The sequence below is a fragment of the Candidatus Nitrosopumilus sp. genome (assembly GCF_965223225.1).
Classification (GTDB): Archaea; Thermoproteota; Nitrososphaeria; order Nitrososphaerales; family Nitrosopumilaceae; genus Nitrosopumilus.
On record NZ_CBDCVU010000004.1, the window covers coordinates 748469 to 769598 of the forward strand.

30 protein-coding genes are annotated in these 21130 nt (G+C 33.2%); 9 read left to right on the forward strand and 21 right to left on the reverse strand.

All coding sequences use genetic code 11. The features are described from left to right. Positions 1-6: 6 nt before the first annotated feature. From ACOQN3_RS04905 to thrC, 4 genes are all read right to left on the reverse strand, one after another. Positions 7-1401: a hydroxymethylglutaryl-CoA synthase family protein gene (locus ACOQN3_RS04905; RefSeq protein WP_420545367.1), complete on the reverse strand. Its 1395-nt coding sequence runs from the start codon at positions 1399-1401 to the stop codon at positions 7-9. A 111-nt stretch (positions 1402-1512) separates the two neighbouring features. Further along, entirely contained in the window at positions 1513-2217 is a 705-nt protein-coding gene (locus tag ACOQN3_RS04910) for a DsbA family protein (RefSeq protein ID WP_420545368.1), read from the reverse strand. A gap of 191 nt (positions 2218-2408) precedes the next feature. Continuing rightward, positions 2409-3662, reverse strand: coding sequence for a hemolysin family protein (locus ACOQN3_RS04915; protein WP_420545369.1), 1254 nt, complete (start codon positions 3660-3662; stop codon positions 2409-2411). Positions 3663-3810: 148 nt separating this feature from the next. Continuing rightward, positions 3811-5148, reverse strand: a complete 1338-nt coding sequence (thrC, locus tag ACOQN3_RS04920) for a threonine synthase (RefSeq protein ID WP_420545370.1) — start codon at positions 5146-5148, stop codon at positions 3811-3813. Positions 5149-5238: 90 nt separating this feature from the next. Here thrC and ACOQN3_RS04925 point away from each other — a divergent pair, with 90 nt between their 5' ends. Continuing rightward, on the forward strand, positions 5239-5613 hold the full coding sequence (locus tag ACOQN3_RS04925; protein ID WP_420545371.1) for a hypothetical protein: 375 nt from the start codon (positions 5239-5241) through the stop codon (positions 5611-5613). Between the two features lie 304 nt (positions 5614-5917). Here the strand turns inward: ACOQN3_RS04925 and ACOQN3_RS04930 are convergent, their stop codons facing one another. The 3 genes from ACOQN3_RS04930 to ACOQN3_RS04940 form a co-directional block, all read right to left on the reverse strand. Further along, positions 5918-6238, reverse strand: a complete 321-nt coding sequence (locus ACOQN3_RS04930; RefSeq protein ID WP_420545372.1) for a hypothetical protein — start codon at positions 6236-6238, stop codon at positions 5918-5920. Between the two features lie 71 nt (positions 6239-6309). Then, positions 6310-6801 carry a hypothetical protein gene (locus tag ACOQN3_RS04935; RefSeq protein ID WP_420545373.1) on the reverse strand — a complete coding sequence of 164 codons (492 nt, stop codon included), beginning with the start codon at positions 6799-6801 and terminating at the stop codon, positions 6310-6312. A gap of 60 nt (positions 6802-6861) precedes the next feature. Then, the gene (locus ACOQN3_RS04940; protein ID WP_420545374.1) at positions 6862-7407 is read right to left on the reverse strand and encodes a resolvase; all 546 of its coding nucleotides are present in this window, start codon (positions 7405-7407) and stop codon (positions 6862-6864) included. A gap of 229 nt (positions 7408-7636) precedes the next feature. Between ACOQN3_RS04940 and ACOQN3_RS04945 the strand changes: the two genes are divergently transcribed. After that, the gene (locus tag ACOQN3_RS04945; protein ID WP_420545375.1) at positions 7637-7834 is read left to right on the forward strand and encodes a hypothetical protein; all 198 of its coding nucleotides are present in this window, start codon (positions 7637-7639) and stop codon (positions 7832-7834) included. Between the two features lie 42 nt (positions 7835-7876). Beyond that, entirely contained in the window at positions 7877-8704 is an 828-nt protein-coding gene (locus tag ACOQN3_RS04950) for a hypothetical protein (RefSeq protein WP_420545376.1), read from the forward strand. Here ACOQN3_RS04950 and ACOQN3_RS04955 read toward each other — a convergent pair. The 3 genes from ACOQN3_RS04955 to ACOQN3_RS04965 are packed head-to-tail and all read right to left on the reverse strand — an operon-like array spanning position 8697 to position 11075. Next, positions 8697-9002, reverse strand: a complete 306-nt coding sequence (locus ACOQN3_RS04955; RefSeq protein ID WP_420545377.1) for a Zn-ribbon domain-containing OB-fold protein — start codon at positions 9000-9002, stop codon at positions 8697-8699. The genes ACOQN3_RS04950 and ACOQN3_RS04955 overlap by 8 nt on opposite strands. After that, positions 8999-10108 (reverse strand): thiolase family protein, encoded by a 1110-nt coding sequence (locus ACOQN3_RS04960; protein ID WP_420545378.1) that lies wholly within the window; start codon positions 10106-10108, stop codon positions 8999-9001. Before ACOQN3_RS04960 ends, ACOQN3_RS04955 begins: the two co-directional genes overlap by 4 nt. A 1-nt stretch (position 10109) precedes the next feature. Further along, positions 10110-11075, reverse strand: a complete 966-nt coding sequence (locus ACOQN3_RS04965) for an LLM class flavin-dependent oxidoreductase (RefSeq protein ID WP_420545379.1) — start codon at positions 11073-11075, stop codon at positions 10110-10112. A 102-nt stretch (positions 11076-11177) separates the two neighbouring features. Here ACOQN3_RS04965 and ACOQN3_RS04970 point away from each other — a divergent pair, with 102 nt between their 5' ends. Continuing rightward, positions 11178-11327, forward strand: coding sequence for a hypothetical protein (locus tag ACOQN3_RS04970; protein WP_420545380.1), 150 nt, complete (start codon positions 11178-11180; stop codon positions 11325-11327). Between the two features lie 20 nt (positions 11328-11347). Here ACOQN3_RS04970 and ACOQN3_RS04975 read toward each other — a convergent pair whose 3' ends face one another. From ACOQN3_RS04975 to ACOQN3_RS04990, 4 genes are all read right to left on the reverse strand, one after another. Then, a complete protein-coding gene (locus ACOQN3_RS04975) occupies positions 11348-12016 on the reverse strand; it encodes a nucleotidyltransferase family protein (RefSeq protein WP_420545381.1) in 669 nt (222 codons plus the stop codon). A 41-nt stretch (positions 12017-12057) separates the two neighbouring features. Continuing rightward, the gene (locus tag ACOQN3_RS04980) at positions 12058-12336 is read right to left on the reverse strand and encodes a hypothetical protein (protein WP_420545382.1); all 279 of its coding nucleotides are present in this window, start codon (positions 12334-12336) and stop codon (positions 12058-12060) included. Between the two features lie 137 nt (positions 12337-12473). Beyond that, positions 12474-12866, reverse strand: a complete 393-nt coding sequence (locus tag ACOQN3_RS04985) for a hypothetical protein (RefSeq protein WP_420545383.1) — start codon at positions 12864-12866, stop codon at positions 12474-12476. 34 nt (positions 12867-12900) lie between these two features. Next, on the reverse strand, positions 12901-14043 hold the full coding sequence (locus ACOQN3_RS04990; protein ID WP_420545384.1) for a 5-(carboxyamino)imidazole ribonucleotide synthase: 1143 nt from the start codon (positions 14041-14043) through the stop codon (positions 12901-12903). Between the two features lie 107 nt (positions 14044-14150). On the opposite strand from ACOQN3_RS04990, the gene purE reads away from it, so the two are divergent. Continuing rightward, entirely contained in the window at positions 14151-14726 is a 576-nt protein-coding gene (purE, locus tag ACOQN3_RS04995) for a 5-(carboxyamino)imidazole ribonucleotide mutase (protein ID WP_420545385.1), read from the forward strand. A gap of 2 nt (positions 14727-14728) precedes the next feature. Here the strand turns inward: purE and ilvA are convergent, their stop codons facing one another. Both ilvA and ACOQN3_RS05005 read right to left on the reverse strand, forming a co-directional pair. Further along, positions 14729-15937 (reverse strand): threonine ammonia-lyase, encoded by a 1209-nt coding sequence (gene ilvA, locus ACOQN3_RS05000; RefSeq protein WP_420545386.1) that lies wholly within the window; start codon positions 15935-15937, stop codon positions 14729-14731. A gap of 179 nt (positions 15938-16116) precedes the next feature. Next, complete coding sequence (locus tag ACOQN3_RS05005) at positions 16117-16956, reverse strand: hypothetical protein (RefSeq protein ID WP_420545387.1); 840 nt, start codon at positions 16954-16956, stop codon at positions 16117-16119. Positions 16957-17027: 71 nt separating this feature from the next. Here ACOQN3_RS05005 and ACOQN3_RS05010 point away from each other — a divergent pair, with 71 nt between their 5' ends. Next, positions 17028-17150, forward strand: a complete 123-nt coding sequence (locus ACOQN3_RS05010; RefSeq protein ID WP_420545388.1) for a hypothetical protein — start codon at positions 17028-17030, stop codon at positions 17148-17150. A gap of 119 nt (positions 17151-17269) precedes the next feature. Beyond that, entirely contained in the window at positions 17270-18019 is a 750-nt protein-coding gene (locus ACOQN3_RS05015; protein ID WP_420546597.1) for an adenylate/guanylate cyclase domain-containing protein, read from the forward strand. A gap of 31 nt (positions 18020-18050) precedes the next feature. Here ACOQN3_RS05015 and ACOQN3_RS05020 read toward each other — a convergent pair whose 3' ends face one another. Further along, positions 18051-18317, reverse strand: coding sequence for a hypothetical protein (locus ACOQN3_RS05020; protein ID WP_420545389.1), 267 nt, complete (start codon positions 18315-18317; stop codon positions 18051-18053). A gap of 495 nt (positions 18318-18812) precedes the next feature. On the opposite strand from ACOQN3_RS05020, the gene ACOQN3_RS05025 reads away from it, so the two are divergent. Both ACOQN3_RS05025 and ACOQN3_RS05030 read left to right on the forward strand, forming a co-directional pair. Beyond that, positions 18813-19184, forward strand: a complete 372-nt coding sequence (locus ACOQN3_RS05025) for a hypothetical protein (RefSeq protein ID WP_420545390.1) — start codon at positions 18813-18815, stop codon at positions 19182-19184. Positions 19185-19252: 68 nt separating this feature from the next. Then, positions 19253-19639 (forward strand): hypothetical protein, encoded by a 387-nt coding sequence (locus ACOQN3_RS05030; RefSeq protein WP_420545391.1) that lies wholly within the window; start codon positions 19253-19255, stop codon positions 19637-19639. Here ACOQN3_RS05030 and ACOQN3_RS05035 read toward each other — a convergent pair. The 4 genes from ACOQN3_RS05035 to ACOQN3_RS05050 are packed head-to-tail and all read right to left on the reverse strand — an operon-like array spanning position 19636 to position 20849. Then, entirely contained in the window at positions 19636-20049 is a 414-nt protein-coding gene (locus tag ACOQN3_RS05035) for a VOC family protein (RefSeq protein WP_420545392.1), read from the reverse strand. The two genes, ACOQN3_RS05030 and ACOQN3_RS05035, sit on opposite strands and share 4 nt — an antisense overlap. Positions 20050-20083: 34 nt before the next feature. Beyond that, positions 20084-20302, reverse strand: coding sequence for an Lrp/AsnC ligand binding domain-containing protein (locus ACOQN3_RS05040; protein WP_420545393.1), 219 nt, complete (start codon positions 20300-20302; stop codon positions 20084-20086). Then, positions 20296-20535, reverse strand: coding sequence for a hypothetical protein (locus ACOQN3_RS05045; RefSeq protein ID WP_420545394.1), 240 nt, complete (start codon positions 20533-20535; stop codon positions 20296-20298). The genes ACOQN3_RS05040 and ACOQN3_RS05045 overlap by 7 nt, the downstream gene beginning before the upstream one ends. A gap of 32 nt (positions 20536-20567) precedes the next feature. Beyond that, the gene (locus ACOQN3_RS05050) at positions 20568-20849 is read right to left on the reverse strand and encodes a hypothetical protein (RefSeq protein WP_420545395.1); all 282 of its coding nucleotides are present in this window, start codon (positions 20847-20849) and stop codon (positions 20568-20570) included. Between the last annotated feature and the right edge of the window lie 281 nt (positions 20850-21130).

The window sequence follows — 21130 nt, forward strand, 5'->3', positions numbered from 1 at the left end:
TGTTTTTTATTCATTAAAGATATATCGTCTTTCGCCTCTGGATTCTGTTTCAGTTTTTACATCTACTAAAACAAACTCCTTCTTTTTATTTAACATCGAATTATCTGGAGTAATTTTGTTTTCATGCAGGTCTTCGTATTCATCTAATGTTAATTTCCTCCTTGGACCTATTTCCATTTCTAAGTTCATATTTTTCACAATATCTTCATATTCTGGTTGAACAACTCCGCTGAACACCATTGCGCTACTTCCACTTCCATATGATCCAAAACCAATACGTTTTCCCTCAAGGTCTATTCCTTTTTGATACTCAAACTCTAAACTACTTCTAAATCCCAGATACAATGAAGCAGTATACAAGTTTCCAATCATGCTGGATGCAATTAATGAACTTGCTAATTTTGATTCGTACACTTCTTGGTATTCATGAGTTTGAGTAAACAATTTTGTGAACTCATGATCTTTTGCCATGAATTCTTCATCTCCCAACACTGACTCTATTGTACCTCTTGGATCCTTTGGTATTGGTTCGTCTATTCCTATTTCTTGCAGTATTCTTTTCCATCTGGGGAGTTGTCTCCACTCATGTCGTACCCAATATGCTAATGCCTTTTTGCCCATGTTGCTATAAGGCAGATGAAGATTGATGTAGTCTAGATGATCTAGTATTGTTTCTCCTGACTCTAATTTGATTAACCCTGTTGCGATGGCTTTTTTCTTGTATGCATCAGCTGCTTTTCTTACTTGAATTAGATAAAGAAGATTCGAATATTGACCGTGGACGATAGGTGTCTCTTTTCCAAATGGTCTGTAAAAATCATATTCATCCTTAATTGATGTGGATGTCACTTTTGGATCAAACGATAACAATCTTGGGTTGTCGTTGAGAAGCATCACTACTGCCCCTGCACCTTGGGTCATTTCTCCGCTTGACCCCATGTCATATTTTGCAATGTCGGAAACTACTACAAGTGCATGCTTTCCCTCTGATTCGCCTGCTCTTATCCAATTTGTATTATCATATAACGCATAAGAGCCACTAACGCAGGCAAATTTTGTTTCAACTCCTCCACAGTGCTCAAATGCACCTTGGCCATAGACTTGCTCCAACATACCAACTACGTATGAGTTCATTGCCTTTGACTCATCAAATGATGACTCCGTTGAAACGTATAATCTTCCTATGTCTTCTGGAGATAGCTTATTTTTCTGCATTATTTTCAAACATGCGTTTGCTGCAAGACATGCAGGATCCTGATTTGCATCAACTATTGCCATCTGTGATACTCCCAATCCTTTTTGCAGTTTTACCGGATCAAGTCCTCTGGCTTCTGCAAAATCAGCGGCATCAATATACAAACTAGGAATGTAAATTGAAATATCATCTATCCCTGCTGCCATAAGCTAGCCTCCGATATTTCACTAATAAGGTTATTGTGTTAATTCTAACTAGTCTCGAAAGAGTTTTTTTCATGTATTTTTACTATATTCGTAAATTGATCGTAATTTTTTTTATTTTTTGAGTTCAGTTTCAAAAATTTTTTCAAATGTTTCATATGGCTGAGCTCCAAACACACGTGTTACTTTTTCATCTGGTCCTATGATAAAAAATGCTGGCGTACCTGAAAGCCCTAAAGCCCTTGCATCATTATTGCTTGCAAGAATAGTTTTGGAGTGATCGGCATTTTGCATACATTCTGACCATTTGTTCATATCTAATTTTATCTCCTGCGCAAATCTGATTAGATTTTCTGATGAGGCCCATCCGTTATTTTCTCCCGTCCAATTAGAATACAAGATATCATGATATTCCCAAAATAGATTTTGATCTTTTGCACAATGTGCACCGTGTGATGCACTGATAGAATCAGGTCCAATTATGTTGTAATCTTTGAATATCATTCTAACCTTGCCCGTTTCCACATAGTTTTTCAAAATCTCATGTTCTGTGGAATGGAAGAAAACATTACAGAAATGACACTGATAATCACCAAATTCAACTAATGTTATTGGTGCATCGGATTTACCAAGTATGGGAGATCCATTTTCTAAAAATGTGTTTATTGTAACTTCTTGAGGTCCAATTTCTTGACCTTTTGGTATTTCTTCTATTGTTAATTCTGTTTCTTGCAATATTCCGCTAAATCCAATAAATGTGATAATTAATACTACCGCTGTAATTGATGCTCCAATCATAAGTGATGGACCGTGTATCAATAGATAAACAAAAAATTTGATACATTTAGTCTTTTGTACATTACTTTACAATTCATTTTTAATCATTGAAACTCACATCATCATAATTTGAAATTTATTTTAAATAACAAATTTTGTTTTTTTATTAATTGCACCTATATTGTTAGAAATCAGTTTCCTTGTAAACATCAAAAGACTAACGTCTTCTTGTTTTATGTTCTAGTTCGTTCAATTCTGATTTTATTTGGAATATTTTTAGAAACTTTTTCTACTACAATTTTGAGTTCTTCTAATTCTACCTTGTCCCCTTCCTTTGGTATATCTTGTAGTTTTTCATGTAATAACCCATTTAATGATGCATAGTTGTCACCTTCTGGAACTCGTGTATTAAAAATTTCATTAATCGTATCAATCTCAATATCCCCGTTTGTTACAATGGTGTCTTGATCAATTTTCACATAACTTGTTGGTTTTGTAACGTCTGTTTCATCTTCAATTTCTCCTACAATTTCTTCTAAGAGATCTTCTAAAGTAACCAATCCTTCCACACCCCCGTGCTCATCTACTACTATTGCCATGTGTGTTTTTCGTCCTTTCATTTCTTTTAACAAAGAACTAACCATTTTTTCTTGTGAAGCAAATACTGGTTTCCTGGCAATCTGTTCAAGACTTGCCATTTTGTTTTCTTTTTCTAATTCCTTCAAAACATCTCTTACATGTATGAATCCCACAATATCATCACTAGTTTCACCAAAAATTGGTATTCTTGAATGTCCACTTTGGTTGATTTCTGGTAATGCTTCAAATAACAACATCTTTGCATTTAGTGAAAACATCTTTGTTCTAGGTGTCATTACTGAACGAATTACTGTATCGTCAAACTTTAGAGCTCCATGAACTAGTTCCATTTCATCTTTTTCAATTGCTTTTTCTTCTAGTCCTTGATCTATTACCCCTTTGATTTCTTCTTCTGTGATTGGTGGTGGGGTATAACTACTACCTGTCATTTTTACCACTCCTTTAGTAACAATCTCAAAAAATTTCACTAATGGATAAAAAACATAACTAAATCCTAACAAAACTGGAGCATATCTTAGTGCAATTTTTGTAGAATTTGCATTGCAATATGTTTTTGGTGTAATCTCTCCAAATATCAAAATGAGAAATGTCATAACACCTACAGCAATTCCTAATCCTTCATCTCCAAACAAACGAATGGCAACACTTGTTGCAAGAGCAGAAGCTCCAACATTTACGAGGTTGTTGCCAAGATTGACACTTGACATCATCCAGCTTGGATTATTTTTTAGTTTGAGTAGCGCTTTTGAACCTTTTTTTCCATTGTTAAATAATTGAACTACTTTTGATTTTCTTACTCCTACTAAAGCTACTTCTAAACCACTGAAAAAACCTGACAGGCCAATTAGTACAGCTAGTGATGTAATTTCAATCCATAAATCTACCATGATATCCTCCAAAAAATTCTTAGACCAACAATTTGGCTATTCATTTAGTTTTTTTGCACCATCTCTAGGTAACATATTTTCACAAAACCTGAATTTAACTTTTAAGTCCCATTGCATATTTTATGAAATTTACATTAAATATTTGAGGTTAGTTTTTTGGGGGTCTTGCAAATCTATTTTGAGGATCATTGTGATAGTCTACAGGTAACATTGCATCTTTTTGTCTTCCTGTCAATATTCCCACTACCACATCATCCTTTTTGATTATCTCTTCTTTGATTAATTTTTTAATTCCAACCACTGAAGCCCCTGATGCCATTTCGCAATCAAAACCATTCAAACCTACTATTGACATACCATCTAACATTTCTGAATCTGAAACAGTTGTTGCAATTCCATTTGTAAATTCTAACGCACGTAAGCCTTTCAGAATATTTGCAGGTCGACCTATTTGTATGGCTGTTGCTTTTGTTTTTGGTCTTAATCCTTCTTTGTCTAAATGATCATAATATCTAGAAATCAATTCAACATTGGGATTTCCTTTATTCCATCTTAATTCCTCTTCTTCAAACTTCCCATTATGCAAATCAGATAGAGTACTGGCACCTTCTGAATTAATCACTGCAATGCGAGGAATTTTTTTTATCCATCCCCATTCATGTAATTCCATTAGTGCTTTACCACAGCTAGAAGTGTTTCCTAGCGCACCTCCTGGATAAACAATCCAATCAGGTTCTTCCCAATTTAGATACTCAAGTGCTCTAAATGGAATTGTTTTCTGACCTTCTATTCTAAACGGATTCACAGAGTTAACAGTATATCCATTATGGTTTTGTGCATCTTCTAAAGACTGCTTTAATGCATCATCAAAATTTCCATCTACCTCTACAATTTGTGCACCAAATTGATATGCTTGGCTTAATTTTCCCGGAGCAATTTGGCCTGCAGGTATGTACACATCACAATCTATGTCTTCATTTGCTGCAAACATTCCAGCTGAAGCCGAAGTGTTTCCAGTTGATGCACAAACAATTTTTTTTGCTCCTACCATTTTTGCGTGTGTTACGGCAGTAGCCATTCCATTATCTTTGAAGGATCCACTAGGATTGTATCCTTCTGGTTGTAACCATAGATTATCACTTAATGTTCCAATAAACTCTGCAACTTTTGACATTTGGTAAGGCTTTGATTGTCTTCCTTCTGAACCATCCAGTGAAACTAAAAATTTTGAACATTCACTAGTGTCTTCAGTGTTAATCTGGCAGAAATTTAGTAAATCTCGAAATCTCCAAACACCACTTTCATTGAAAATGTTTCCTTGGGAATTTCTTCTTTCATAAAAAACCTCTTTCAGGTTTTGGGATGGAATTTTTTTGTATTTTACATCAAGTAAATGTCCTTTTTCACATTGAACTCTTATGCTATCTATTGGATATTCAAGACCACATTGAGGATCAATACATCTAAGAAAGGCATCTCCATCCATCCTAACATTCGTGATTTATCGTGATAATTTAAAGCAAATGTGTATTTGCATTATCTTAAACTTTAGATTAGATATATTGTCCAAAGAAACATGGTAACATATAATGAATATCTTAAGGGTATCTTGGTTCAGATTATTGACTCATATAATATTCTCAAAGAAATTAATGATAAACCCGGAGATCTAGATTTAATCAAAAAGGAATTACTTCGAATTAATGGATTTGTTCGAGTTATTCTAAATAAAATCAATACTGAAAATATCCCTGTATCTGATTTCAAACACGTAAAATCAAAATTTCAACATTATAATGAAAATTATTTTTTTGTACAAGAAATAGAAACTATGGCCCCATTATACTCTAATGATCCTTTTAGAATGAAAAATATGCGTTTAAAAATCCTAGAAGCCTTAGAAGATAGGAAGATGGTTGACGACATAGAAGATTTGATCGAAAAATTATGACTGAAGATAAGAAATGTGTTCTTTGTGGATGTAGGGATCATAAATTATTCGGATGTTCTAGGCATATTTCGAAAAAATGTAGTTGTTATAAAGAACAAAGTTAGTTTTAAAAAAACACTTAGTTTTTCTTAGGACCGGATCTTACATGAAAATTCAAGCAACAATTGCATTCTTTTTCTAGACATTCTGATTCACTATGATGTCCACATATTCCACATTCGCAACTCTGAGACATATAGTTAGTTTCACTATTTAGAATATAATGTATACCATAATTATCTATGAGTTTCAGGTCAAATGATGTTTATTTTTTAGATTTTCTCTTTTTTGGAGCAGGTTTTTCTTTTTCTTCTAACTCTTTTTCAATTTCTGCTGCTTTGTTATCTACTGCTTTGATGATTTCTTGAATTAATCCATCGAGATCACTATCTTCTGCAGGAGGTTCAACATTTCCTGCGATTTCATTTATCGTATTTGAAATTTCTGCGCTAACATCTTCAAAACTCTCAGGATCTTCATATGCTGCATTGTATAGATTTTTTAGGTTATTTACATGACCAATAACTTGCTCTGTTAATACAATTCTATAGTCAGTTCCGTTTACATCGAATTCTTTTGAACTCATAACCCATCTCGAATTCTTTTGTTTATAATGTTTTTCAGATAAAATTCCTAAATAATAAGTAAAATTGGAATTTAGAAAATAATGTAGTCCAAGGCTGAAGCATCGCTAATCAATCTGGTGTGTTTTGAACCTACTACATACCCATTCTTGATGTCGGTTGCAGGAATCCATCTGTTTGTTGAGGTGTAGTGTCTTTTTTCTGCTAATTCTCTTTCAATTGCTTCAATATCGAATTCACCTTCTTCTACTTGTTGCGTGGTTAGATGTTTTATAGTGACAAGGATTTTTGTAACTTTAACACGATCTCCAAATTTCCATTTCACGGGTGGATTTTCATCAGACACTTCAAGGACCTTAATTTTCATTTGTTTATTTCCAAAGGCATCATGACTGATAAGTGTCCTTTCATCTGTAAATTCTTCAAAACTAATCCTTGAATTTACTTCGGCGTCTGAGACTGTTTCCAATAAAGACTCAGGACGGAATTCAGGAGTTGATACTTCTATTGATTCTGGTTCAGTAGTAGATTCAGTAAATTTGTTTTCAGAATTATTTTCCGACAACTTACTATCTTATTTTTTACATCCTTAAAAAAGGATTTGAAAATTAGGCTCTGTTAGGCACTATCTTTGTTTTGTTTTAAATGGCATTTTACATTCTTTGAGTAAAATCTCTTCTTTTCCTTTACTTGTTTTGGTATAAAATTTTCCTTCGTAGTTACAAACACAGTCTGTAATCTCTAAGGAATTATCCCATATCTTAAAAAATTCTCTTAACTCACGATTTTCGTATTTTCCAATCCCGATCCTTTTTTTGGACAGAAATTTGAATGCTAAAAGAACATTTCTTTTTTTGTAAATATCAAAGGTTTTCGTCCATTCAAGGCATCTCTCAATTTGATCTGCAGGTACTACTAGAGATGTACTGGTGCCAGATTTTGCTTCAATTGCAAATAGAATACTTTTTTTTGTATTCACTGCTAAAACATCAGGCAATGCAATACTGGGAGATCCAAGACGAAATGCCTTCCAATCATCAATTCCTTTGAATCTTTTTACAATCGTATCTTCCCACTGATAGCCTCTTTGTCTACGTATTTTAGCAGCTTTTTGATTATTTTTTTTGGTCATTTTCTGTTTAGTAAGCATAATGGATCCTATTGATTCCATAACCTATTTCCTTGCTAATTATGTATAGTATACAAGGTAATTGCATAATAACTCAAAAGAACAAATCTAATCGCTATTTTAAACTAAATATTTTTAACTAAATATTTTTAACAAGCTTACAAAAAATTCTTTTAATTCAGAAATGAATTCCGGTGATTGGTTAGAATTAACCGTTCTGAAGTCATCGGACATTCCAATATCTAAATAGATGTAATGACTGGACAAAATTATGTCTGAAATCATAATTGAGAAATTGTTAGAACAACGTGATTTTTATCTAAATGCCCTAAAGCATCTTGAATTCCAGTCTATCGTAGATCCTTCTGAAGAAGAAATTAAAAACATAGAGAAATTAAAGACAAATGCAATTACTGAATTAAAAAAAGTAGAACAAGAACTAGCCTTTCTATCCTCAAAAAATAAGTAAAGATGCAATGAGTTTATCAAGATGATGAATAAGTGAAACATTATGATTGAAAATATTATAAAAAATTTGATTTTAGTAAAACAAGAATTTGTAAAAAATTATTCTGGAAGCTCGCATATTCAAGAAATTATTCCAAGTTCTGTTTCTAAAGAATTCCAATTAGATAAAAACCACTTGAAACTGTTACATCAGTTTGCACAAAAAAATCCAATCTATACAAATAGTTATGAGACTGAAATTCTTGGAAATTCCTTTACTGTTTTTGAAGGCGATATTAACGAGTACTGGCTAAACAGCATAAAACATGGTTCTAGCTGCCAACCATTCTACCCTACCTGGATGATTTCTGCATTAATTATGGTAATTGTGGCAAATAAACTAGGTTACAAGGAATTAGTTGACATAGGATCTGGCGATGGCCGTATTGCATTTTGTGGAACAATTTTAAAAATGAATTCTTACAGCATCGAAATAGACGAAGGGTTAGTTGAGTTACAAAATGAAATAACGCAATCTACAGGAAATAATTTTAATCCAATATGCTCGGATGCATTAGAATTTAATTTTAAAGATTTAGGTCTTAAAAATCCGATTTTTTTTATTGGTGGTTTGCCTCAAATGGGGGGAGATGTTCTTGCAACGAGCATAATTGATAAAATTAACTCCATTGAAGATTTAAAAAAACAGACAGGCATTGTGTTTGCTGGTACTCATTCTAAAAGACAGCTATCCAACAATCTGGAAAATGGTGGATGGAGTTCATTAATTGAAAAGCACAATCTTTCAGTTATTGATACTGTTTCTTTACCTACTGTTTGGACTTTTGATCAGTCGACTGAAACCCCTTACATCTATACAAATTTCAAGTAACTTCAAAAAAATAGCCATCGTTATTTATTCCACAATTTAGGATTTTTACCCTCTGTCCTATTTTCGGAGTTTGTTTTATTTTGGCTAATATTCGTATAGTTTCCTCAATTTCAACGAGGCAGAAATATTCTTCCTTTTTAGAAAATTCGATGATTTTTCCTTCACCGTCCCATTTCTTTAATTCTGTATTTCCAAAACATTTGTTACAAAATTCTGATGGTGGCCATACAATTTTCTTACAAGATGTACATTTTGGAATACCAAAATTGCCTTGGGATAACTCCGCTTCAAAATTCATTTCTCTAATACCAAAACTGTTGATGATGTTGCAGCAGCCGACATGTTGTGTACTAATCCCGTCTTTGGATTATCTGTCTGTCTTTTGTTTGCATTTCCTTCTAATTGTTGGGTTATCTCTATGGTTTGTGCAATACCTGTTGCACCTAATGGGTGGCCTGAACCAATCAGCCCCCCTCTTGGATTTATTTTAAAATTCTCTGTGTTGTAAAGTTCTTCAACCATGTGAATTCCTTGACCTGGATTTGAAAATCCTAAAGATTCCAATGCTATTGGTTCACAAACAGAAAAGGCATCATGAAGTTCTGCAACATCCACATCGGATATTTTCTTGTTGCACATTTTTAGAGCATCATTTACAGCCCTTTTTGTTGATTCCATTGAACTAAAGCTTGCGTTCTTTGTAAAGCCTGCAGATGTTGTCTGCTGCCCTATGCCTGTAATCCAGACTGGTGTTTGGGAATTTTTTTTTATGATGTCTTCTTTTGCCAAAATAATAGATGCAGCACCAGTAACAGGTCTTGAGCAATCCAATAATCTTAGATCATCGGTTATTTTTCTTGATTTTAACACATCTTCTACAGTGATTTTTTTGTCAGATATTGCATTGGGGTTTTCTTGTGCTTGTTTGTGGTTCTTTACAGATACTATTGCCAGTCGTTCATCTGAAATTGAGAATTGACGTTTGTATGATTTCGTGAAAATTGATGCCCAAAACATTGGATGCTTATATTCTCCTCTTGATTCATCCCATTCCAAAATTTGACCTGGACTATCGTATCTTTCTGCACCTGTTACGAGAACCACATCGGCAAGACCTGCAGATATGTAAGAATAAGCTGAAACAATAGAATTTGAACCAGAATTGCATAGGCTTTCTATGGTGTGTGATATTTTTGGTTTGATTCCTGCCATTTCAGATAAAACTGGAGCTAAATATTTTGAATTATTATTTGTCGATACTATGACAGATTGGATTTGATCTTGTTGTATGGATGGATTTGTTTTGAAAAGTTCTTTTAATGATCTTAACATTACCGTTTCTATTTTTTCATCATTTTTTGTAAATGGGGTAATTCCGTATGCAGCTATTCCAACTTTATTCATTTTAATCAGTTAACAGAGATTTACTAAGTAATTTGAAAGAGTCTTGAATGGTTCCTACTGGATTAAACTGAATTATTGGTAAATCAATACCAGCATCTGTAAATTTTCCAAGTTGTTGTTTACATTCATCTGGATTTCCTGAAATACAAAGAGAGTTTAACATTGAATCTGAAACTAATTCATGTACTGATACAAGTCCTGATTTCTTGAATTCTTCAAAAATATTCCTTGTTTCATTCTGAAAACCATTTTTAGAAAGAAAATCTCGGTAGATATCACCTACAGATATATAAAACGCTAATGTTTTTTTGGCACGATCTATTGCCACCTCGGAATCCTCTGAAACACAGGTTATAATCTGGCATGTTACATCAATCTTTTTTTTAGATTGCATTTTTGTGATTGTTTGTTTTATTTCTTCTAGTGGTCTAAGATAAAAAATTACACCATCTCCTATTTCCCACGTCAAATCAACCATTTTCTTATTAATTGCAGCAAGATAAATCGGAATTGATTTTCTTGGAGGTTTTGTAAGCAAAGTAAAATTTTTTAAATTAAAAATTTTCCCTGAGTAATTGATTTTGCCTCCATTGCATGCAAGTCTGATTATCTCTACATATTCTCTCATTCTTTGTAAAGGATTGTCAAATTTGTATCCGTGAAAGCTTTCCACTATTGGAACACTACTTGTTCCTAGTCCCAGGATCATTCTACCCTGAGATAGCGTATCTACCGTTATTGCACCCATTGCGATTGTTGCAGGACTTCTTGAATAGATATTGATTATAGAGGAACCTAGTTTTTGATTTTTAGTTTTTCCTGCAATTGTGCTTAGCATTGCAAAATTTTCCATCCCCCATGTCTCAGGCACCCAAATTGTATCTACATTTGTCCCATCTAATACTTCTGAACAAGAAATGACATCGTTAATTGGCAATAATGAACCTAAACTGCAGGCAATTCTCATAAAAATAGTAAAAAGATCACATATTCTAGTGTATCTGTTTTAGTAATAGGTTAATTTTGGTTGAGGGGGATTATTATCAAATCGAATTTTGTTTTATGACTATTGAGCAATCAAATATCAGACGATGAGTCGAAATCTGTCAAGAACACTTTTTGGAAAAATGTGACAAAATATGCTGCCGTTAGCAATGATGAACCATTTGTTGAAGAAGTAGCTTACATGATGGTAACATTACATAGAACAGGTGCCTAATTCAAATAAATCTGAACAAATTATTTTATTATTTTCTCTATCTCTTTGGAGCTTTCTTCAATATCTTTAAACGAGTCAATTGAAAACCATTTTACATTTTTAAATTTAATTAAATTTAGCAAATTCTTTTCTGCAAATTCTGGAAAAAATGTTTTCTCAATATCTCCTTTAAAGGGCAAATTTTTTAGAATTTTTCTTTCCAAAAAGTATATTCCTGCATTCATCCACAGGTCCGATATTTCCTTTTTTTCTCTGAACTTTGTAATTTTGTCGTCTTTTACATCTAGTATTCCAAAGTTTGTTCTTAATTCAATTGATGCTATTGAGTTTGGTGTTGAAATCATTTTGTTTAGATCTATGTTTGTAATGATATCTCCATTCATTACGAAAAATACATCATCTTTGATCAAATTTCCTGCCTTTTTTATTGCACCCCCTGTACCTAATGGGGATTTTTCGTGAGAATACTTGATGTGGATATTGTGGTCTTTTGATTTTAGGTAGTTTTCTATCATGTCTTTTTTATAACCTGTAGAAACTATCACTTCATCAACTCCAAATTTTTTTAAATATTTTATTTGCCAGTCTATAATTGGTATGTTCTTTATTGGAACTAGTGGTTTTGGGACATAATCTGTAATTGGTTTTAGTCTTTTTCCAAAACCTCCTGCTAAAATAATTGCCTTCATTTTCGATCTCTTTTAATTCGTGCCACATATGAAAATTTTTTTCAAGGTTTATTTCCTGTTTTTTTTATAATTTGTTTTTTTGATTTAACCTTCTCTGTATCTTCGGAATTTTTTACAACCTCATCCATTTTTTTTGCAAATTCGTTATAGATTTTTTCTAGGTCTTTTAGAGGCATTTCAATGCCTAAAAGCTTGATTGTTTTATTCCAAGATTCTATGTATTTTTCATCATCTAGGCTTTTTCCTAGAGTTTCTGCTATTGAGTTAACGCCTTCTGTTTTTCCTAATGCATAGATTGCAATTTCTCTATTGGTCAGCATTTCTAATCTTTCTCAGTCAGGTAATAATGAAGTTCTGTATAACATTCAACACAATATTCCTCAAAATCTGTATGATCACAATCGTATACTTTTTTTACATCATTATTGCATTTTACACAAGTAGGCATTTTCCTTCATCAAGATTTTTTTATTTTTAATATTCCCAATCCGATTTGAATTAATCCTGCTACAAGTAGTGGGATTGTTTCCGATAACACGTCTCTTCCAGATTCTTTTGCTTCTTCTGGATCTGCATTACCAATCACAACAGCGCCACCTATGATAATCAGAATTCCAGATACAATTATCATTCCTCCAAGTGCTTTGGATGGTTCTTTTCTTGAGATAAAAAATGCAATTATTGGAAGAATCAATGCAGGTAGACCTAATCCCATGCCTCGTGTTTTATGATCAAATGGAATGAACCCTTGACCATCTTCATTACTATATCCAACAGCAACATCTGCACCATATACCACAAGCAAACCAATTGCAATAGTGGTGATTATTAGAGATGCTGCTAAAACCATACTGAAATTTTCAATTCACAATTAATAAATCTAATTAGATTGCTTCAACAAGTGCCTTTTCTTTTATAGTATCAATTTTTTTCAATAATGATTCCACTGATTCTCCATCGGCACCAATCAGGTTGAAATGTCCTAATTTTCTAAGTGGTTTTGATATTTTCTTGCCATACATTTTCAAAAATACATTTTTTTCAAATATCTGAATTGGTTTGTATTCTCCTTCAAAGTTTTTTGAGCCTAGTATATTGTACATTATTGTATTGTGAATCAATGATGTATCCCCCAAATCTAAACCCAGAATTGCTCTTAGATGTTGCTCAAATTGAGATGTTTTGCTTGATTCCAAAGTATGATGACCTGAATTGTGAACTCTGGGAGCAATTTCATTTATGACAATGTTGTCATCTTGAGTTACAAACATTTCAATCCCAAACACACCTGCACCCTTTAGAATATTCATGGTTTTTTCTGCAATTTCTTCTGCTTTTTTAGTAACCTTCTGTGTAGTCCTTGCAGGGGCAATAGTTTCACGTAGTATGTTTTCGTAATGGATGTTCTCTACAAGAGGGAATGTTTTGATTTGCCCCTTTGTGTTTCTAGCCGCAATTACAGAAACCTCTTTCTTAAATGGAATAAATTTTTCTAACATCAAATTCTGTCCTTTGAAATATTCAAATGCTTTTTCAATTTGATCTTCTGAATCTATTTTGTAATTTCCTCGTCCATCATAAGCATCCCTTCTTGCTTTTAGCAATGCAGGATAGCCGTATGTTTTCAAGGTTTCTTTAATATCATCAATTCCATCCACCTTGACAAATTCTGGTACTGGAATATTATTCTCCCTTAACTTGGTCTTTTGAAAAAATTTGTCTTGAATAACTCTCAGTGTTTCTGGAGAAGGATTTATCTCAACATCTTTTTCTAATGATTTTAATACATCGCTGTCTCCGGATTCAATCTCATAGGTAATAATGTCTGATTTATAGGATAGTTCTATTATGGCGTCTTTATTTTTAAAATCTGCAATAATTTGTTCTGCTCCAACCTGTGATGCAGGGCAGTTTTCTGTAGGATCTAATACTATGATCTTTGAAATATGTTCTGGCATTTTCTTTGCTGCTTCTGTGATCATCATGCCAAGTTGACCGCCTCCGATAATTCCTAAAACTTTTGACATGATTTGGTTGTAAATTATGGATTAAAAATAGCTAGTGTTGATTTGGACTAGACTGTTATATTTTTTTTAATAGGTATAGATAAAACTCTCTTGTTTTTTCTAATATCATGAGTTATTCAAAAAAGCCTCTCATTGGAATTATTATGGGCTCAAGTTCAGACAGTCGAGTCATGAAAGGAGCCGCAGAAATCTTAGATGACTTTAAAATTAAACATGAAGATCAGATTGTATCTGCACATCGTACTCCCTCAAGACTATCTGAATATGCAAAGCATGCCGAAGATATGGGATTCAAGGTTATCATTGCGGGAGCAGGAGGTGCGGCACATCTTCCTGGAATGATCGCCTCACATACAGTTATTCCAGTTATTGGAGTGCCAATTCTGGTTTACAATGACAAAAACCCAAAAAAAGCAGACAGTTCAAAATTTTCTGCATTTGGAGGACTAGATTCGTTATTATCTATTAGTGAGATGCCCTCAGGTTCTCCAGTAGTTGCCGTAGGTATCAACAAATCCTCAAATGCTGCTATTTATGCAATGAAGATTCTCGCAAACGAATTTCCAGAACTAAGCAAAAAACTAAAAAATCACAAATCTGAACAGCACGATTCAGTCTTGAAAGAATCTCAACAAATGCTGAAAGAAGGGCTCTCAAAGTTTGCGAGTAAAAAATTCAAATAAATTTAGGTTAACAAGGTAAATTTGATATTTTTCTTTTCTAACGCCTTTATCAACACATCTGCTTGTTCCTGTCCTTGAGTTTCAAGACTTAATGTTACTCCTGCAGAACCGGCATCAATGTCTGAACTTAATCTGTCATGCACTACTTCTACGATGTTTGCATTTGCCAAGGTTATCTCATCTACAATTTCCTTGAAAACTCCTGGTCTGTCTGGAAGCAGTATGGATATTTTTAACAACCTTCCCATTGCGGCCAAACCCTTGTCTACTATTTGACCCAAGAGATACATATCTACATTTCCTCCTGCAAGAACAGATACTACTTTTTTTCCCGGTGACGGTTTTTTTGAAATCAGATATGCCAAACTTGCAGCCCCTGCAGGTTCCACTACGAACTTCATTCTCTCCATCAACAGAAACATTGCTTTTGTAATTTCAGTATCATCAACTAAGACAATTCTGTCTACCAATTCTTTGATTATCGCAAATGTAAGTTGTCCTGGAAGTTTTACGGAAATACCGTCTGCGATTGTTTGTTCTCCCCCACTTGAAGTAATGATGCCATTTTTTATTGATTCAAACATTGATGGAAATGATTTTGATTGTACACCAATTATTTTTACATTGGGATTTTTTTCTTTTATTGCAATTGCTGTACCTGCTGCTAAACCTCCTCCCCCTATAGGCAAATACACTTCATCCACATCTGGCAAATCTTCTAAAATTTCTAAACCAATTACTCCTTGTGCTGCGATTATTTGTGGATCATCAAATGCATGAATCATGGTAGCACCTGTTTGATGAGCAATTTCTTTTGCTTTTGCAGACGATTCGTCATAATTTTTTCCTTCTAAAATCACATTTGCACCATAACCTTTTGTTGCAGCCACTTTGGCAGGAGATGCATTTTTTGGCATTACAATGGTACACGGAATTTTTTCCAATGATGAAGCAAACGCTACTCCTTGAGCATGGTTGCCAGCAGAAGCTGCCACCACTCCATTTTTTTTCTCTTGTGGTGAAAGTGATTTAATTTTAAAATATGCTCCACGGATTTTAAATGACCCTGTCTTCTGTCTAAATTCTGCTTTTAAAAAAATTTGAGAATCAGTAAGATCACTAAAAGTTGGAGAATGAATGAGAGGTGTTTTTTTTATTTCGTTTCCTCTTGTTGAATTGGCCTTTACTATTTCATCAAAAGATGGGTTCATTGGAAATTTTGCTAATTAAAAGGCGTATTTGACTTCTTCTATACAAAAATTACATCTTTGGTTAAATTTTCTGCTCAGAATTTGAGATATGCCTAAATAGATCGTAGATCCCATTTAAAACATATCGAGGGATCGGAAACTCCCCTTTGAGAAAACCTCTCATCTTCCGATTCCTTGATTTATGACTTTAGTAAATTCGCAAATAAATCTATTTTCTTTACAATGTTTTCTTTGGAGGTTGTTGACATTTTTCTTGGGTCAAATAACCCCTCCTTGTTTTTGTTTTTAATAAATTCTAGATCTATTGTAATCAAACAACCCTCTTCTCCAGCAACCAATCGGGTATCGTCAATTAATACAGGACTTGTTTGATATGTCTCCATCAATAACGAATCTAATTCCCTAAACAGTTCTTGTTTTTTGTCAGACAATTTTTGAAAATCTGCATCTGTGGTTTTTTCAATTTCAGAGTAGACTTTCTCTCTTAATTCATCGTTTTCATAAAAAATTTCAAATAATTTTTGATGATCAAAGTCTTTGTAACCCATATCTTTGAGTTTGTCTAATACTACTTGATCCCCTTTGTTTGAGATTTCTTGCTCTTTTGTTTTAGTTGTTTCAACAATTTCAGCAAGTTCTTTTTGACATTCTAATACTCGTTGATCAGGTTTGTAATATAACAACACATGAAATTGTAACGAAAGATGTACTGAAATTAAATAATTCCCTTCCATGATTTCAAACTTTGTAAAAATTCGTCTTAGATCCTCATTATTTGAAATTGAAACAGCTTGAATAGACCAATCTTTAAGATTGTCATTAATCTTTTTAAAATAATCACTGACTTTTTTTGGATCAAAGGATTTTTGATCTGTGACAGTAGCATCTCCCATCATTACCTTTACCGTGGTCGTTTGTGTTAGTTCGACAATTTTTTCTAAAAATAATTTTTCAATGGTATTGTTTTTTTCATTTAATAACTGAATGAATTCATTTGGAGATCTATTTCCTAACCGCACAAAAAATAACAAAACAATACTTTTCTTAAACCTTCATCAAAATCTAAATACATAACCTGCCTTCATCAGGCATGGGTAAATCAGAGATTCTTTGTCATCATTGTAATTCTATAATTGTAGAATATTATGATGAGGGTTATAAGGGGAAAAGAGGTAAATGTCCCAAATGCGGAGTAGATTTCCCATTAGAGTAAAAGTATGAGAATGTGATACAATGAGTGACGAAGAAAAATCAATACAAAATACTGATCAAGAAGAATCCCATGTTGGCACTGACGGTAGCGGCGAATCTAAAGGAAGTCCAATAGTGGATATGCTACTCAGTAAAAATACCGAAGAGACTCTTGATTCTGAAACTATGATTCTGGAAACTCAGAAGAGGGTTTGGGGGGCATTAAAAAAAGGCTATGAATACAGAGGAATGGTTAATGAATCAGACCAGTTTTTACGTAAAAATGTATTTTCGAAGATAGATATGATGGTGCTTTATGTCGATTTGGTGGGCTCTACCACAATGACATTAGAAATGCCTGAAGATAAGATTGCAATCATAGTTAGCTCGTTTTCTCAAGAAATGGCTTCGGTAATCAAACAGCATCATGGATATGTATTGAAATTTGTAGGTGATGCGGTAATAGGATATTTTGTTGCAGAGGGAAATGGTCTACTTGCAGCAGACAATTCAGTTAATTGTGCAAAATCTATGATTTCAGTAATTCAAAAAGGAATTAACCCTATTCTCAATCAATATGATTATCCAGATTTGATGGTGAAGATAGGGGTAGACTTTGGGCAAAATATTGTAGTTAGATATGGTGCAGATCCAAAAAACTCTCACGTAGATTTGATGGGGCCTGCAATGAACATTGCTGCAAAAATTCAAAGCATGGCAAAACCAAACCAAATTTTGATTGGTGCCGATGTATTCCAACGCCTACATCCCAACTCTCAAAAAGAATTCAACAAGATAATATGGAAAAATAAAGAATGGAAATACCGTTCTCGATTTACTGGAGAGTTGTATGAGGTTTATGAATACAAGACTAAGCAAAGTAATTTCTAAAATATTTCTTTGACAACCATTTGTTAGAACATTACTCGTCTAATTCTTCTTGATATCTATCATCTTTTATTTTACAAGGACCACATATATCATGTTCCCAAGAATCAAGCAGTTCTCCACATGACGAACATTTTTTATTGTTTTGTTCACTTGTATCTAGTTCTATTTTCAATATAGATATTAATTTTTCATATGTTTTTATTGTATCTGGTGAATGTGGTTTTTTGTCTAGGGATAACAATAATTCGTTTAGTGTATTCTTTAAAATTTCTTTTTCTTCATCTAGATTATTTTCCAAACTGCTTCTGAAAGAATTAATCTGTTACATGTTAATATTCTTATTATGATCTTTTCAATCTTTTTTAAAGAATTTTTATTTTGAAATTTTTTATATTTTTTTAAAAATTTTTTTTGGAAGGATTCTAAAAATAATTTGAATTGTTTTCCCAATATCGAGCATATGGGTAATAATTAAACAACGTAATAATCTGTAATGACCTTTCTTAATCTTAAACGGTAAAATTCTCTGGACATTCCACATGTTCATAATGATGCTCTGTAAACTTTTCTCTCACCACATAGATTACGATTTTATGCAAATCCTTTTCCTGGATTGTTTTTTTGCATCTGAAACACGTTTTTTCTGTTTTGTACATCTTTATTTGCGATCTAAACCGGAAATCTATAAGGATCTGCGATCAACGGAATTTGAGCTAAAATGACTACAAATTCACAATATGGTATATCAAGTACCTAAAGCAAGGCAGAAATATAGCAAAAAATGAGTCTAATTATGGATAACAATGTAACTAAACACTTGCAGGACCTTTACGGTTTAAACCCAAACATTCCTCATTTAACGTTTCAGTTCCCAAGATTACCTCCGGGATTAAAACATCCAATGTTCAAAATTTATGAAAATCCAATGAAAGAACAATTCTCAGAACAAGCATCTACAATCAATCAAAAAATCCAAGGATTTCAACAAATGTACCAACAATATGCATCAGGTTTGTTATCTATGAATTCAAACATTGTTCCTCCAGGACATCCGTTATACACAAGACAAAATTCTGTGGAGACTCTCCAGGCAGAAAATGACAAACTTGTAAAGGAAAATCTAGAATTAAAGAAAAAACTTGAAAAAGAAACTGAAAAAAAATAACCAAAGTTTCTTTACTACAAATCAAAAATTGTAAGAATCCTTATTAATTTGCCAAACTAATTTTCTTTGTGGTAAAGACACCTGCAGACAAATGGAAAGAAAAGGTTGTAAAATACCGAAAACAATGTCAAAAAATCTTGGAAGTATCTTCTAGCATACGATATGCAGGAATCATTAATGCTTATGGAAGAACTCTTACTGGAATAACTCGTCCAAATGTAAAACCTCTTTTAAAATCTGAAGAGGTCAAAAATGAATTCTTCATTGTATCTACTTTAATGTCCCTACGAAAAGCAAGTGCTAGTACTGTTGGAAAACTTGAACATGTGATATTACAACACCAAAAAGTCACAATAGTTATTCTACAAAAAGTTGATGTAACATACTACGTTTCAATTGATAAAAAAGAAAATAATGTGTCTGAGATTATCTCTTCGATAAAAAAGATAATCTAGGCAGGCGTGAACCCTTGATAACCGCCGGTTTGTTGAGCTTTGTCGTCAAAGGTTGGCTCAAATAATGAAATTAGATAATCGTCAGGATCTGAAATGACTGCATTCTTCCCTGCATCTTTTTCAACTATATCTCGGTAAATTTTCACTCCTTTTTCTCGTAGTTCATCTACTGCAGATTGTACATCTCCTACTAAGAACCCTATAGTAATCCCATTTTCAATAGAACTTCCTATGTGTTGGGATGTAAGTGATGCTGGATGTAAACTCAAGAGAGCTCCAGACGTGCCCAAATCTACCCACGATCTTCGCTGATTTTTGATTGGAAGACCGATGATTTCGTTGTAAAATTGCACGGATTTGTCAAGGTCTTTGACAGCCAAAATCACATTTCCTACTTTTTTGACGTTCATGGATAATGTACTACGAAGTTGTTTAAATCAATTGTCATTGAACTTCAATCATGGTTTCAGTTCGTTCAACACCATTGATTTTTTGAATATTATTTGCTACATCTTTGATTTCAGATAATTGCTCTACATCAATAAACGCCACTGCATCAAATTGCCCACTTGTTGGAAATGAATCAAACACAGAGGGAATTTTTCGCAATCTTGCAGCGATTAATTTTTTTGGAGATTTTACTAAAATAATTGCTTTCACCATCCTAGATCGACCTCCACTTCCATCAATGTTTCAGTTGTAACAATCTCTTTGATTTTTTTGAAATCGATAACCATGCTGTTGATTTCGTCCAAAGTACCTTGTAAAACGACACTAATGTCTGCCCTACCTGTGACAATCATTATTTGTTTTACAATTTTCCTTTTTTTCTTTAACACTTTGACAACAGGATCTACCTTTCCAGGTTTTACTGCTATCAAACAAAGTGCTCGCATGTATTGTGTATGTAAGCACAGCGGATAAAGATTTAGTCTGTTGCCTCTTGAGATCGTGCTTCTTCTAGATATGCTCTGCGTTCTTCATTTATTTTCTCTTGATCAATAGTGATGTCATCATCTACGATAACAATTCCCATATCTCCTAATGGTTCTTCTTTGGGTTTTTTGTTAGATTTTGTTGTTTTACTTGTCTTTGCTTTTGTGGTTTTTGCTTTTGTTTTTGTTGTTTTGCTTTCCTTACTTTTTGTGGCTTTTGCTTTAGAAGGTGCTTTTTTTACTGATGATTTTTTTGTAGTCTTTTTTTCAGCCATGAATGTCGAAAATCAAGAGGCGGACTAGGTATTAAATATTATGCAAAATTTTTCAAAATGAGATTGGATATTCGGATCAAATGGCGATCATTACTCAAAAACAATGTTTTGAGACTAGGCAACATCATGATCTGATAAACAAACTAAACATATTTTGTATGTAGTTTCATTTTTTTAAAGAAAAAATGCAACGGTGCCAAGAATGACTCAATATCTAGGGACGTTTATGGTCTGGCAAACGATAAACAATTGCACCATTGCATGTTCGTATTGTAATGTTT